This is a genomic window from Serratia sp. G204Y (assembly GCF_051172435.1).
In the GTDB taxonomy this organism is placed as follows: Bacteria; Pseudomonadota; Gammaproteobacteria; order Enterobacterales; family Enterobacteriaceae; genus Serratia; species Serratia sarumanii.
Window position 1 is genome coordinate 2,392,025 of record NZ_JBPIZA010000001.1, and the last position, 13,239, is coordinate 2,405,263.

Annotated in this window: 14 protein-coding genes; 6 read left to right on the forward strand and 8 right to left on the reverse strand. The window is 60.5% G+C overall.

Features of this window, described 5'->3' with window-relative positions; genetic code table 11:
* Nucleotides 1-17: 17 nt before the first annotated feature.
* From ACSBQQ_RS11635 to ACSBQQ_RS11650, 4 genes are all read left to right on the forward strand, one after another.
* Nucleotides 18-911 carry a LysR family transcriptional regulator gene (locus tag ACSBQQ_RS11635; RefSeq protein WP_033647029.1) on the forward strand — a complete coding sequence of 298 codons (894 nt, stop codon included), beginning with the start codon at nt 18-20 and terminating at the stop codon, nt 909-911.
* Between the two features lie 79 nt (nt 912-990).
* Nucleotides 991-1,332 carry an HNH nuclease YajD gene (gene yajD / locus ACSBQQ_RS11640; RefSeq protein ID WP_060428270.1) on the forward strand — a complete coding sequence of 114 codons (342 nt, stop codon included), beginning with the start codon at nt 991-993 and terminating at the stop codon, nt 1,330-1,332.
* A 271-nt stretch (nt 1,333-1,603) separates the two neighbouring features.
* Entirely contained in the window at nt 1,604-2,239 is a 636-nt protein-coding gene (locus tag ACSBQQ_RS11645) for an AAA family ATPase (protein ID WP_033637564.1), read from the forward strand.
* Entirely contained in the window at nt 2,236-2,538 is a 303-nt protein-coding gene (locus ACSBQQ_RS11650) for a hypothetical protein (RefSeq protein WP_060387426.1), read from the forward strand. The genes ACSBQQ_RS11645 and ACSBQQ_RS11650 overlap by 4 nt, the downstream gene beginning before the upstream one ends.
* Before the next feature lie 48 nt (nt 2,539-2,586).
* On the opposite strand, the gene ACSBQQ_RS11655 is transcribed toward ACSBQQ_RS11650, so the two are convergent.
* Nucleotides 2,587-3,342, reverse strand: a complete 756-nt coding sequence (locus tag ACSBQQ_RS11655) for a CDP-diacylglycerol diphosphatase (protein WP_033647034.1) — start codon at nt 3,340-3,342, stop codon at nt 2,587-2,589.
* A 236-nt stretch (nt 3,343-3,578) separates the two neighbouring features.
* On the opposite strand from ACSBQQ_RS11655, the gene ACSBQQ_RS11660 reads away from it, so the two are divergent.
* Entirely contained in the window at nt 3,579-4,379 is an 801-nt protein-coding gene (locus ACSBQQ_RS11660; protein ID WP_079656314.1) for an alpha/beta fold hydrolase, read from the forward strand.
* 28 nt (nt 4,380-4,407) lie between these two features.
* Here ACSBQQ_RS11660 and ACSBQQ_RS11665 read toward each other — a convergent pair whose 3' ends face one another.
* The 5 genes from ACSBQQ_RS11665 to ACSBQQ_RS11685 form a co-directional block, all read right to left on the reverse strand.
* The gene (locus ACSBQQ_RS11665; protein ID WP_080431100.1) at nt 4,408-5,133 is read right to left on the reverse strand and encodes a substrate-binding domain-containing protein; all 726 of its coding nucleotides are present in this window, start codon (nt 5,131-5,133) and stop codon (nt 4,408-4,410) included.
* On the reverse strand, nt 5,126-5,905 hold the full coding sequence (locus tag ACSBQQ_RS11670; protein ID WP_033647038.1) for an ABC transporter ATP-binding protein: 780 nt from the start codon (nt 5,903-5,905) through the stop codon (nt 5,126-5,128). Before ACSBQQ_RS11670 ends, ACSBQQ_RS11665 begins: the two co-directional genes overlap by 8 nt.
* Nucleotides 5,898-6,899, reverse strand: a complete 1,002-nt coding sequence (locus tag ACSBQQ_RS11675; RefSeq protein ID WP_033647040.1) for a FecCD family ABC transporter permease — start codon at nt 6,897-6,899, stop codon at nt 5,898-5,900. Before ACSBQQ_RS11675 ends, ACSBQQ_RS11670 begins: the two co-directional genes overlap by 8 nt.
* On the reverse strand, nt 6,896-7,945 hold the full coding sequence (locus ACSBQQ_RS11680) for an ABC transporter substrate-binding protein (RefSeq protein WP_033647041.1): 1,050 nt from the start codon (nt 7,943-7,945) through the stop codon (nt 6,896-6,898). Before ACSBQQ_RS11680 ends, ACSBQQ_RS11675 begins: the two co-directional genes overlap by 4 nt.
* 186 nt (nt 7,946-8,131) lie before the next feature.
* Complete coding sequence (locus ACSBQQ_RS11685; RefSeq protein ID WP_038879962.1) at nt 8,132-8,524, reverse strand: hypothetical protein; 393 nt, start codon at nt 8,522-8,524, stop codon at nt 8,132-8,134.
* Between the two features lie 354 nt (nt 8,525-8,878).
* Here ACSBQQ_RS11685 and ACSBQQ_RS11690 point away from each other — a divergent pair, with 354 nt between their 5' ends.
* Nucleotides 8,879-9,907 carry a methyltransferase gene (locus tag ACSBQQ_RS11690; protein WP_060428265.1) on the forward strand — a complete coding sequence of 343 codons (1,029 nt, stop codon included), beginning with the start codon at nt 8,879-8,881 and terminating at the stop codon, nt 9,905-9,907.
* Here ACSBQQ_RS11690 and ACSBQQ_RS11695 read toward each other — a convergent pair.
* Both ACSBQQ_RS11695 and bglX read right to left on the reverse strand, forming a co-directional pair.
* On the reverse strand, nt 9,904-10,827 hold the full coding sequence (locus tag ACSBQQ_RS11695; protein ID WP_033637556.1) for a PEP phosphonomutase: 924 nt from the start codon (nt 10,825-10,827) through the stop codon (nt 9,904-9,906). The genes ACSBQQ_RS11690 and ACSBQQ_RS11695 overlap by 4 nt on opposite strands.
* 74 nt (nt 10,828-10,901) lie before the next feature.
* Complete coding sequence (gene bglX, locus ACSBQQ_RS11700) at nt 10,902-13,199, reverse strand: beta-glucosidase BglX (RefSeq protein ID WP_033647044.1); 2,298 nt, start codon at nt 13,197-13,199, stop codon at nt 10,902-10,904.
* Between the last annotated feature and the right edge of the window lie 40 nt (nt 13,200-13,239).

Consider the following 13,239-nt stretch of genomic DNA (forward strand, 5'->3'; position numbering starts at 1 on the left):
CATGACGTTGGGAACCTATGGACCATCATTTGCTCGCTATCCGGGTATTTAACCGCGTGGTGGAAACCGGCGGTTTTACCCGCGCCGCCGATTCGCTGGGCATGCCGAAAGCGACGGTCACCAAGCTGATCCAGAATCTGGAGGATCACCTGCAGACCAAGCTGTTCCAGCGCACCACCCGCAGCGTGTCGGTCACCCGCGAAGGCGAATGCTATTACCAGAATACGGTGAAATGGCTGGCGGATTTGGAGCAGATGGAGGGCTGTCTGACCGAGTCACAGAATTCTCCGCAGGGCGTGCTGCGCATCGATACCGGCAGTGGCACCGCCCGCCAGCTGCTGTTGCCGGCGCTGCCCGGCTTTTTGGAACGCTACCCGCAAATCCAGATCGATCTCAGCATCGGCGATCGCGTTATCGATCTGATCAGCGACAGCGCGGACTGCGTGATCCGCAGCGGCCCGTTGGCCGACTCCAGCCTGATCGCCCGGCGTCTGTTCGATCTGGACTGGGTCAGCTGCGCCACCCCGGCTTATCTGGCGCGCCACGGCGCCCCACGCCACCCGTGCGATCTGGAGCAGGGTTTTCCGATGGTGCACTACCGCCATCCGGTCAACGATCGCATCCATCCGCAACGCTATGTCGAACGCGGCAAAGAGATCGCCATTCAACAGCGCTACCCGGTCAGCATTAACGAAGGCAACGCGCTGCTGGCGGCGAGCCTGGCCGGATTGGGCATCATCCAGATCTATCGGTTTATGGCGCAGCCGCACCTCGAGCGCTGCGAGCTGGTCAGCCTGCTGCACGACTGGCAGCCGCCGCCGGAGCAGATGTACGTGGTGTACCCGTCCAATCGCCACCTCAGCGGCAAGCTGCGGGCGTTTATCGACTGGGCGGTGGAGACATTTCGCTAGCGACAGGATGAGCCGCACGTTGTCGCCGCACGCAGTGTGGTATTATTTGCCGCATAGTGATTCACGACGGACGACCACCATGGCCTATATCCCCAAAAACTATGCGAAGCTGGAAACCGGCTATCGCGAAAAAGCGCTGAAACTGTTCCCCTGGGTATGCGGGCACTGCTCGCGCGAGTTCGTTTATTCCAACCTGCGCGAACTGACGGTGCACCACATCGATCACGATCACAGCAACAACCCCGAAGACGGCAGCAATTGGGAAATGCTGTGCCTGTACTGCCACGACCATGAACACTCGAAATACACCGAGGCCGATCAATACGGTTCGACGGTGGTGGCCGGTGAAGACGCGCAGAAAGATGTCGGCGTCGCCACCCATAACCCGTTCGCCAACCTGAAGGCGATGATGAAGAAGTAACGCCACCGACAGCTTAATGAGCCACTAACTTATTAAGCTGTTAAATTAACAACTCCCTCTTCCGTTCCGCCACTTCCCAGAGAATTCCTACTTACCCATCCGGGCCATCCAGCGCAAAATAAGCTGCGCAGTTAACGACATACTGGCTTGGCAAGCCGCCGCAGTTGGTGCATATTGTTCGCGAGTTGTTCTTGTTAACCTGTTTGATTATCAACCTAATAAGCACATTAACTTAATAAGTTATCAGCTTAATAACTTGAGAGATGGCAGCATGATTGTTCTGATTGGCTCGCAAAAAGGCGGCGTCGGCAAATCGACGAAAGCGGTGAATATCGCCGGGTATCTGATTCTTAAGCAAGGCAAGACGGCGATCATCGTCGATGCCGACGACCAGAAATCGATCATGACCTGGTACAACGACCGTCAGAACGTCGAGGGGCTGCCGCACATTCCGGTGGTGGCCGCGTCGGGCAAAATCAAGGAAACGCTGCTGGAACTGGATCGCCATTACGACTACGTGATCGTCGACACCGCCGGCCGCGACAGCGCCGAACTGCGCTCCGGGCTGCTGGCCGCCGATCTGTTCCTCTCGCCACTGCGCCCTTCGCAGATGGATCTCGACACCATCGGCTATCTGTCGGAGATGTTCTCCACCGCGCAGGAATACAACGAGAAGGTCAAAGGCTACATCGTGCTGAACATGTGCCCGACCAACATCTTCATCAATGAAGCCAACGAAGCGGCGCAGGTGCTGAGCGAATACCCGGAGTTCACCCTGGTGAGCCACCGCCTGTGCGACCGCAAGATTTACCGCGACGCCTGGGGCGAAGCCATCACCGTGCATGAGGCGAACAACGAAAAGGCGCAGAGCGAAATTGAATGCCTGGTGAAAGAGGTGATCCTGTGAAGAAGCGCGCCCCCACCCACCGCATGTCGGAAGACGAATTCATCAACAGCGCCACCTCGCACACGCTGCCGGTCGCGGCGCCCGCGCCGGAAGCCAAACCGGCCGGCCGCAAGCGCACCTATAAGGCGATTTCCGTCAGCCTGACGGACAGCCACATTGAAGCCATCGATGAAGTGATCGTCCAGGCGGCGCGCAGCGGCATCGTGCGCATTACCCGCTCCGACATCATCAAGCTGGCCATCGACGGGCTGGCGGAGAAAAGCGAAGCGCAGCTGCTGGCGCTGCTGAAGAAGCTCTGACCGCGCGGCAGCCGCCGGCTGGCCATCGCCGGCGGGTTGTCATCACCTTCAGTTCCCCGCCACCGCGCAGTGGTAGTCCTGAATTTCGCCGGCCGAGCCCAGGTTCAGATCGGTCAACTTCAAACGGTTGGCCAACAGCAGCATCTCACCCTGCGGGCTGACCGCCAGCGCCAGGCCATAATTGCCGATGCTGTCGCCCTGCTCGACCACATAGTTGTGCAGCAAACGGAAAGGATCTTCCTGGGTTAAATCGGTGCCCGCCAATTTTCTGGCCAGATATTGGTGGCCGACCAATTTCACCGCCAGCGGGCGCCACTGCTGATCTAATTGCTCCGCCTGTTGCCCCAGCGCGTTATAGATATCCTGACGCAGGCAGGCAACGTGAATATGCAGCTGATCCTGAGAACGGCCATATTTCGAATTGACCGCCAGCGAAAGCCACGCATCTTTTAACGGCTTACCCAACTCGCCGGATATATGTTCGCGGTTATTCCAGGCCTGGGCGAAATAAGGCGGCGCGTGCTCCGTCTGCAATGCCGGGCTCTCGATGCCGCTGACCTTTTCGGTTGGCATCACCAGATCGTGATAGGGGCCTTTGCTGTCCTTAAACAGCACATAACCCTGTGTTAAATCAACCTTTAAGCAGGGCGCCGGATCGTTGTTCTGCTGCTGATTGGGCACGCACTGTTGGCTGACGATTTGCCACAGCGCATTCGGATTACCACGCCCGAAGAACCACCACAGCACCGCCGCCAGCAGCAAAATGACAAGCAAAATAATTAATAGTCTGAAAAGTCTTTTCATCGTGACTCCCTGTTTAGCTATTCCATCTTGAAAGGAGCGCCAGCATAAACCAAGGCGCTTATCGTCACCAGAATATTATCCTTAGCGTTACCTTTCATTGACGTCTTGTTATCAAGAGAAATTAAAAATAAGGATTTACCTAAGTAATTTAAGGTAAATTAATACCGCAGGTTGAATATGAGTGTGATATAAGCAGCCGGACTCTCTTTATATAAGGAACCGATAAGATGCCAACGATGGGCAAATCCCTGCATTATCTCGACGTGGGCTCAGGCTTTCCGTTGCTGCTGGGCCACAGCTATCTGTTCGATCTGAACATGTGGGCACCGCAGTTCGAAGCGCTGGCGAAACGCTACCGCCTGATCGTGCCGGATCTCTGGGGCCACGGCGACTCACCGGCGCTGCCGGCCGGGCGAAACAGCCTGTCGGATATCGCCGCCGATCATTTGGCGCTGATGGATCATTTGGATATTGAAGAGTTCGGCATCGTCGGCCTGTCCGTCGGCGGCATGTGGGGCGCCGAACTGGCAGCACTGGCGCCTGAGCGGGTCAAGGTGCTGGCGCTGATGGACAGCTATCTGGGCGACGAAACGCCGGAGGCGCGGCAGCGTTATATGGGCATGCTGGCGGCCGTTGAACAGGCCGGCGCCATCACCTCGCCGTTGCTGGAGTATATCGCCGCGCAGTTTTATTCCGACGAAGTACCCGATGCGTTGTCGCAACCATTGTTGGCCCATCTGCAGAGCCTGCCCGCCGCTCGCCTGCGCGAGAGCATCGTCCCGCTGGGCCGGATGATCTTCGGTCGCCCCGACAAGCTGGCGCTGCTGGAAAACATCACCGCCGCCAGCATCGTCATCACCGGCGCGCAGGATAAACCGCGCCCGCCGGCGGAAGGCCAGCGCATGGCCGATCTTCTCGGCTGTCGGCACGTGCTGATCCCCAACGCCGGGCATATCAGCAACAAGGAAAACCCGACGGCGGTCAACGAAATCCTGCTGGCGTTTCTGGCTGAAAACACCACACCGCTGTTCTGGTAACATTCTCCGGGCCGCCAGGCCCGGCGAGTCATTCCGCGCGCCGCATAAACCCGTGTCGGCTCAGGATTTCCTGCCCCTGTTCGCTCAAGATAAATGCGGCTAACCGCTGCGCGCCGTCATCCAACAGGCATAAACCGTAATCCGCCTCGATGTCCAGCGGCGGCGCCAACGGCCGCACCGCCAACGTCGGGTAGGCGGCTAAGGCCGGAGCATAGCTGGCGTAGCCGAGAAAAATATCCGCCTGCCCGCCGGCGATCAGATATTCCGCTGCCAATCGGCCCGCCGGCACCGGGGCAGAATCCCTGCCGCCAACCAACGGCAGCGCCCGGCGGCGCAACGCTTCCCCTTGCCCCGACCAGTATTGCTCACAACGTTCGAAAAGCTGCAGCGCATAATCGCCGGAAGGATCTGCCTCCGGTGTCGAGGTAGCAAGGCGCCAGTGGGGATCGAACAGCACCTGCGGCAGCGGACGTTCGGTTAATGCCGGCACGTTGCGTACCGTCACACAGAGCCGATTGCGCGCAAAAATCTGCACCGCCCCCGCTATCCCAAGATCCGCCAACCTTTGCGGGTGCGCCACGTTGGCCGAGGCGAACAGCTGTGGCCGCTCGCCATTCTCTATCCGCTGGCGCAACAACCCCGCCGGGCCGAATTCCGCCGTGACTTTTTGCCCGGCGCGCCGCTGAAACGCCGACAGCAGCGGCGCAAACGCCAGCCGCAGGCTGCCGGCGGCAAACAGCAGGATATCACTCATCATGTCGCTCCAGTTGGCTGCGATACAGCGGCACCAGCGTCGCGTAACGGCGGCCCGCCACCGTCAGCGGCACCCGTTCGATCGCCAGCTCGAACAGGGGTGACAGGGATTGCGCCGTTAACACCTCGCGGCAGGCACCGAGCCGGCTGCGCCCTTCCTTGCCCAACAGCAAAGCCCGATCGGCCACCGCGTGAGCATGATTGGGTTGATGCGTAGAGAACACCACCGCCAACTGCTGCTCCCGCGCCAGGCTCGCCATCAGGCTCAACACCCGATCCTGATAATGCAGATCCAGCGCCGAAGTCGGTTCATCCAGGATCAACACCTCGCAGCGCATCGCCAACGCGCGGGCGATCATCACTAATTGACGTTGACCGCCGGATAGGCTGCCAAACTCGCGCTCTGCCAGGTGCTGCAAATCCAACGACTGCAACGCTTCTCTCGCCAGCCGATGGTCCTCGGCTGACGGTGAACGGAACAGGCCGACATGGCGCGCCCGCCCCATCAATACGATATCTAGCACCCGATAGGCGAACGGCGGCGCAAAGTGCTGCGGGACAAAGCCCATCTCACCGTGGCGCTCAATCTCGCCGGATTGCGGCGTCAGGCTGCCTAACAACAGCTGCAGCAGCGTGCTCTTGCCACGCCCATTCGGGCCCAATATCGCCAGCACTTCGCCGCGCCGCAGCTGAATGTCCAGATGTTGGAACAGCGGAGCCCCGCCCGGCCAGGCGAAACTCACGCCCCTGGCGGCCAATAAGGTGTCAGTCATGCCAGCCTCTCACTTGCGCGCGACGCAGCAGCAGCGCGAACAGCGGCGCGCCAATCAGCGCGGTCAGAATGCCCAGCGGGATTTCGCTGCTGCTCAGCGTGCGCGCCAAATCGTCGATCACCAGCATGTACAGGGCCCCCAGGCAAAGTGAAGCCGGCAACAGGCGCCGGTGATCCGGCCCCACCAGCCGCCTCGCCACGTGCGGGATCACCAAGCCGACCCAACCGATGCTGCCGCTGACCGCCACCTGGGCGGCCACGATGGCGGCGCACAGCGTCAAAATCAGCCAGCGGGTGCGCTCAACGTTGATGCCCAATGCACCGGCATCCTCATCACCCAACGACAGCAGATTGATGCGCCAGCGCAGCGCCAACAGCAAGCCGCCGGCCAACAGCAAAGGCACAAACAGCATCAGCAGCTTTTGCCGATCGGCGGTGGCAAAGCTGCCGAGCAGCCAAAACACGATGCTCGGCAGTTTCTCTTCGGTATCCGCCAGATATTGCATCAGGCTGACGCAGGCTGAGAAGAAGCCGCTGAGGATCACTCCCGCCAGTACCAAAGAGAGAATATTGCGCCGCGCAATGGCGCTGGTGAGAGTGAAAATCAACAGCAGCGCCGCCATGCCGAAAACAAAAGCCGACAGCAGCAGCGCCGCCAATGGCAGGCTGAGCAGGATAGCCAGCGTGCCGCCAAAGGCCGCGCCGGACGACACGCCGATGATATGCGGGTCGACCAGCGGGTTGCGAAAGACGCCTTGCAAAGCCGCGCCGCACAGGGCCAGCGCTGCGCCGGCGCCCATCGCCAACAGCACTCGCGGCACGCGCACAACCAGGATCACCTGGCGTTGGATAGCATCGATGCCGGCATAATGCTGCCCGGTGAACGGCTCCAGCAAAATCATCAGGCTGTGCGTTATTGGCACCTGAAAGCGGCCAACGCCGAGCGAAAACAGCGCGCAGCACAGCGTCAACAATGCCAGCCAGCCCAGCCTCATTGCCCGCTCTGGCAGCAGGTGGCGCGGTAATAACGTTGATAGTAAGCGTCGACCCGCTGCTGCAGATTGATATCGGCAAAACGCTGCGGGTAAAGTTTTTTCGCCATCCACAACTCACCCAACGCCATCGCTTCCGGCATTGGATACCCCCAGGCCTTGGCGTACTCCGGCATCAGGTAGACCCGCTTATTCTTCACCGCGTCGATCGGCTGCCACTGCGGTGACGTCAGGATCTGTTTCACCACCTCCGGGTAGCGCTCCTGCACGAAAATCACCGCCGGATCCCACTTCAGGACATCCTCGATAGAAACCTGTTTAAACCCCTGAATGTCCTTCGCCGCTACGTTGAGCGCACCGGCGTGCCGCATCATCAACCCGGTATATTTGCCGGCGCCGTAGGTGGTGAGATCGGGGTTGGCCATATACACCCGCACCCGCTGATTTTCCGGCAGATCGCGCAGCCGTTCGGCGACCAACGCGCGCTGCTGAATGACGTCCTTAATCAGGGCTTCTGCCTGAGGCTGACGCGACATCACCTCGCCGATCAGGCGAATGCCGTCCTGCAGCCCCAGCGTATAGGCCCGATCCTCATCGCTCAGCTGCGGATTCATTTTACCCGCCTGATCGGCCGCCTCGCGGCGCAGCGAGATAGCCACCACCGGAATGCCCGCCCGTTCGATCTGCGCAATCATCTCCGGCGGCGCATAGTTGGCCACGAACACCACCTGCGGATGCAGGCCGAGCAGGCTCTCGATATTCACCGAAGTCAGATCGCCCGGCATCGGCAGGGTTGCCAACGTCGGCGCCAGCCGCAGGTAGTTTGGCCCCAGCTGCTTTTTCCAACTGCTGAGCACACCGACCACCTGAGGCATCGCATCAAGCTGCACCAACAGGTTCAACGTCTGGTGTTGCAGCACCACCGCGCGGGTGATGCGATCGGGCAGCGTGACCTGGCGATTGAGCTGATCGGTGACCTGGCGATCCGCCTGGGCGGCGGTGGAAAACAAAACAAGCGCCAACAGCAGGCGCGGGAGAAAGTTAAACATGGCAGTGACCGGTTGATTATCGTTGTATAGCAAATAATATAGCGATGTGCATGGCGAAACAATCAGCGGGATCAAACCGGATGCGGGTACTCGGGAGGTAAAACGAGGCGTGAATGCGATCCTGGAAGCGGATCCGCCGGTGTGGCGACGGATCCCATCGGCCCTGTAAGGGCGCGTGAAGAAGACTTACTGACCGATAGACGTCAGCCCCTGGCGGATCCCTTCGTCAGCCTGCTGGCACCATGCCTGCAGCCCCTGCGGCGCTTCTTTTTCCAACGCGACCACTTTGCCGTCGTCGTTCAGCACATTGCCTTCTCGGCCCATCGCTTCGCGCTTGTCGCCATCGCGGGTGTCGACGCCGCCGGGAATAGCCGCCACGTAGGCCACCATTTTCTTGGCGTTGTCGATGCTGTCGGCTTTCAGGAAGCCTTTATCGACGCAGTAAGACATCAGCCCGGCGGTATTGCGCGTGATGTCATAAACGTTTTTCAATGCGGCAGGATCCATCCCTTCAGCGTTAGCGGTGTTGAACAGGCCCAGAGTCGCGGCAATCATGCCGGTCAGAATGCTTTTTTTCATTGTTAACTCGTTTTAATAATGAAATAGTTAAGTTTTAATTATTCACAAAAAGAATGCGAACACCGCTACGGTATAACGGCGGCCTAGATTAGCACAACCCTAACGCGTTAATAACTGTGATTAAGTTAACCCCCAATAAAATAAAAACGCACGATAGGGTAATGACCCCCGCCCGGTATCATTTTTTCATGCTCGATATTGGCCGCGCTCAATTCATATTAAAAATAATCTCACCCAGGAATTATTTGCAACGGAAGTGTTGGCCTGCGGTCAATCGTGCTCCCGCCCTTTGCTAAAATCACAGGCGTGACATAGCCTGTTAAGACGCGCCATGCCTAGTGGGAGGGGATTCACATGAACTATTCCGTCCGGCCGCCGCAATGCGACGACAAAACCATTCTCGATATCACGATGAATTTATATCTCTATCCGGCGGTACTTATCGCGCATCGCCTGGGCATCTTTGAATTTATTGCTTTGCACCCCCGCAACCTGACCGATATATGCGCTCAGGCCAATGTGGAAAGACGCCCGGCGGAAACGTTGGTCATGGCGTTATTGGCATTGAAATTGATAGACAGAGACGGTGAAACATTCTCTCTCACGCCGGAAGCGGAAACCTTTTTGTTAAAAAACAACCCGCATTATTTCGGCTACTTCTGGGATTTGATGGTTGAAAATAGCGAAATTTTCTCGCTGAAAAACCTGGAAAGCGCCATCAGAAAAAATACCTCGCAGGTGTACGGCGAGCAGGAGCTGTTTGAAACCCATACGCTCGACGCCGACAGAATGCGGCGGTTTACCCACGCCATGCACAGCCTGAGCATGGGCTCGGCCAGCGTTTGGCCGGCGCTGTTGCCCCTCGGTGCCTGCCGCGCGGCGCTGGATATCGGCGGCGCCTCCGGCGCCCATGCCATCAGCCTGGCGGCCCACTGGCCGACGTTGACCTGCACCGTGTTCGATCTGCCGGAGGTGTGCCCGCTCGCCGCCGACTACGCGCGCCATTACGGTCTCAGCCAGCGCATCGGCACCCACAGCGGCGATATGTGGCGCGATCCCTACCCGGCGGCGGATCTGCACCTGTACTCCAATATTTTCCACGACTGGCCGATGGACAAGAACCGCTTCCTGGCGCAAAAGAGCTATGCGGCCCTCCCGCCCGGGGGGAGGATCGTGATCCACGAAGTGCTGTACAACGATGACGGCGACGGGCCGCCTGCCGCCGCGGGGTACAGCCTGATGATGATGGGATGGACGCAGGGCCGCCAATACTCCGGCAGGGAAATCGGCGACCTGCTGCACGACGTCGGCTTCGGGCCTACTCAGGTGCTGCCGTCGCTCGGCTATTTCAGCATCGTGACGGCGCAAAAGCCCCAGGCTTAGCGGTTCACCGAGCGCGCCATGCGGCTGTAGGTGTGGCGCACGCCGCGAATCGCCACGCTGTAAGCGAAGATGTTTTCCGGCAGCGCCAGCCCCAGATAGCCGGTATCGCCGATATGGTGCAGATCCGCGCCGGCCATTTTGCTCATCAGCGCAATCTGCCGCACGGTCTGCACGTCGGCCCCCTCTTGCGAGGTGCCGATCGCCGTCATTGCCAGCGCGCCCTGCCGCTGCGCATAAGCGATCAGCGCCGCCACTTTCTCCTGCGACATGCCGGGAATGGTGCCGGGCGCCGGCAACAGCACGATGTCCGCGCCGTTCTCCACGAACAGCGCGATGTCCTGCTCGCCGATCAGCTGGCTGCCGCTTTCGCGCACGATACCGGCCCCGTGCATCTTGCCGGTCACCAGCACCATCTCGTCGCCCACCTCATCACGGATCGCTTTCAGCGCGGCGGCGATCGCCTGATTGCTGACGCCGTTGTTCGGGTTGCCGGTCAGCACCAGCATGCGCGCGCCGAGTTGATACAGCTTGCGCGCATTCTCGGCGGTGGCGGCACGACCCGCCGTCATCTGCCAGAAATCGTTATGTTCGGTGGCGAAGGCCGGATCGACGGCCTCCAGGTTCACCCCTATCACCCGCCCGGTCAGGCGCTGCAGCGTGCGCAGCGCCTCCTGCGGCGGCACGTCGGCGGGCAGGCCCGCGATGTGCGGATGGTCGACGTCGAACAGGTTCAGCAGCAGCAGGTCGGCGCCCTGGCTGGCCGCCAGCTCGGCGTTGGTGACGTTATTGAGCAGCGGCTGAGTGACCGCGATGGTTTCGCTGACCAAGATGCGCCCTTCGCTGGCGCGGATGGCGTAGAGCAGATCGGCTTTGCCGATATCGGCCAGATCGCTGGCGCTGCAGTCCAGATAGCGTTTCATGAGGCAAGCTCCGATGACGTTAGCGGGAATGAATAGATGCCCCTCGCTCAGCGCGGCGAACGAGGGGGACAGGGTTACTTCAGCGTAAAGCTTTGCGCCTGCACGTTGTCGGAGTCCAGGCCGACGAACACGTTGAATTTGCCCGGCTCCGCCCCCCATTTCAGGCTGGCGTTGTAGAACTTCAGATCGTCTTCGCTAATCGGCAGCTCAACCTGCTGCGACTGACCGGCCTTCAGCGTCACTTTCTTGAAGTTGCGCAGCTCTTTCACCGGCCGGCTGACCGAGGCGGTCACGTCCTGCAGATACAGCTGCACCACCGTGGCGCCGTCGTACTTGCCGGTATTTTTCAGCGTGACGCTGGCGGTTAGCTTGCCGTTGCGCGCCATCGTCGGGCTGGACAATGTCAGATCCGACAGGCTGAAGGTGGTGTAGCTCAGGCCGTAACCGAACGGATACAGCGGGCCGTTGGGCGAATCGAAGTAGCGCGAGGTGTACTTGCCCGGATTCTCCTTGCCGAACGGGCGGCCGGTGTTCAGGTGGTTGTAGTACATCGGGATCTGGCCGACCGAGCGCGGGAAGGTCATCGGCAGCTTGCCCGACGGGTTGTAATCGCCGAACAGCACGTCCGCCACCGCGTTGCCGCCCTCGGTGCCGCTGTACCAGGTTTCCAGCATTGCGTCCGCCTGCTCGCTCTCCCAGCTCAGCGCCAGCGGCCGGCCGTTCATCAGCACCAGCACCAGCGGCTTGCCGGTGGCTTTCAGCGCGGCGATCAGATCGCGCTGGCTCTGCGGGATCGTGATGTCGGCGCGGCTGGAGGCCTCATGCGCCATGCCCTGCGATTCCCCCACCACCGCCACCACCACGTCGGCCTTGTTCGCCGCCTGTACCGCTTCGTCGATCATCTGCTGCGGCGAACGGGTGTCGAACGCCACCGCCGGCTCATACTCATTCAGGTAGTCGATAATGCCCTTATCCTGCGTGACGTTGGCGCCCTTGGCGTAAAGAATGCGCGCCTTGTCGCCCACCGCCCGCTCCAGCCCTTCGCGCAGGGTCACCGACTGCTTGACCACCCCGGCGGCGGACCAGCTGCCCATCACGTCGCGCTGGCTGTCGGCCATCGGCCCGACCAGCGCGATGGTCGCCTGTTTGCTCAGCGGCAGCGTCTGCTTATCGTTCTTCAGCAGCACCATCGTTTTGCGCGCCACCACCCGCGCCTCGGCGCGGTGCAGGCGGCTTTCGGCGTTGGTGTCCTGCGGATCGGCACCCGCCGGGCCCAGATGCACATACGGATCGGTGAACAACCCCATGTCGTACTTGGTGTTCAGCACGTCGCGGCAGGCGCGGTCGATATCGCTTTCAGCCACCAGCCCGTCTTTCACCAGGCCCGGCAGGTATTTGTCGTAGAACTCGTCGCTCATGCTCATGTCGACGCCGGAGGTGATTGCCAGGCGCACCGCGTCGCGCGCGTCGGCGGCCACGCCGTGTTTAATCAGTTCTTTAATTGCGCCGTGGTCGCTGATGGTGATGCCTTTAAAGCCCCACTGGTCGCGCAGCAGATCTTTCAGCAACCACGGGTTGGCGGTGGCCGGCACGCCGTTGATCGCATTGAGCGACACCATCACCCCGCCGCTGCCGGCATCCACCGCCGCTTTATAAGGCGGCAGATAGTCCTGATGCATGCGCAGCGGGCTCATGTCGACGGTGTTGTAATCGCGGCCGCCTTCGACGGCGCCGTACAGCGCAAAGTGCTTGACGCTGGCCATCACCGAACCGGGTTTGGCCGGGTCGCCGTTCTGGAAACCGTCGACCATCACCTTGGCGATTTTCGACACCAGCCAGGTATCTTCGCCGAAGCCTTCGGAGACCCGGCCCCAGCGCGGATCGCGGGTGATATCGACCATCGGCGCGAAGGTCATGTTCAGGCCGTCGTCGCTGGCCTCCTGCGCCGCCACCCGAGCGCTGAGCGCGATGGCTTCCAGATCGAAGCTGGCCGCCAGCCCCAGGCTGATCGGGAACACGGTGCGCTGACCGTGCACCACGTCATAGGCGAAGAACAACGGGATTTTGAGGCGGCTGAGCTGCATCGCCTGATCCTGCATCACCCGGATATCCGGCCGGGTAACGGTATTGAAGATGGCGCCGATCTGCCCTTTGCGGATGCCCTCGCGGATCGCTTCTTTCGGGTTATCCGGCCCGACGCTGATCAGCCGCAGCTGGCCGATCTTCTCTTCCAGCGTCATCTGCTTCATCAAATTGGACACGAAGGCGTCGCGCTGCTGGGCGTGCATGCCCTGCGTTATCGGCGTTTCCTGCGCAAAAGCCGGGCTGAGGGCCAGACCGGACAACATACTCACCACACAAAGCCATTTCATCTTGTTTTATCTCAGGCGTGTTTCCGCCGCCAACGCCGCG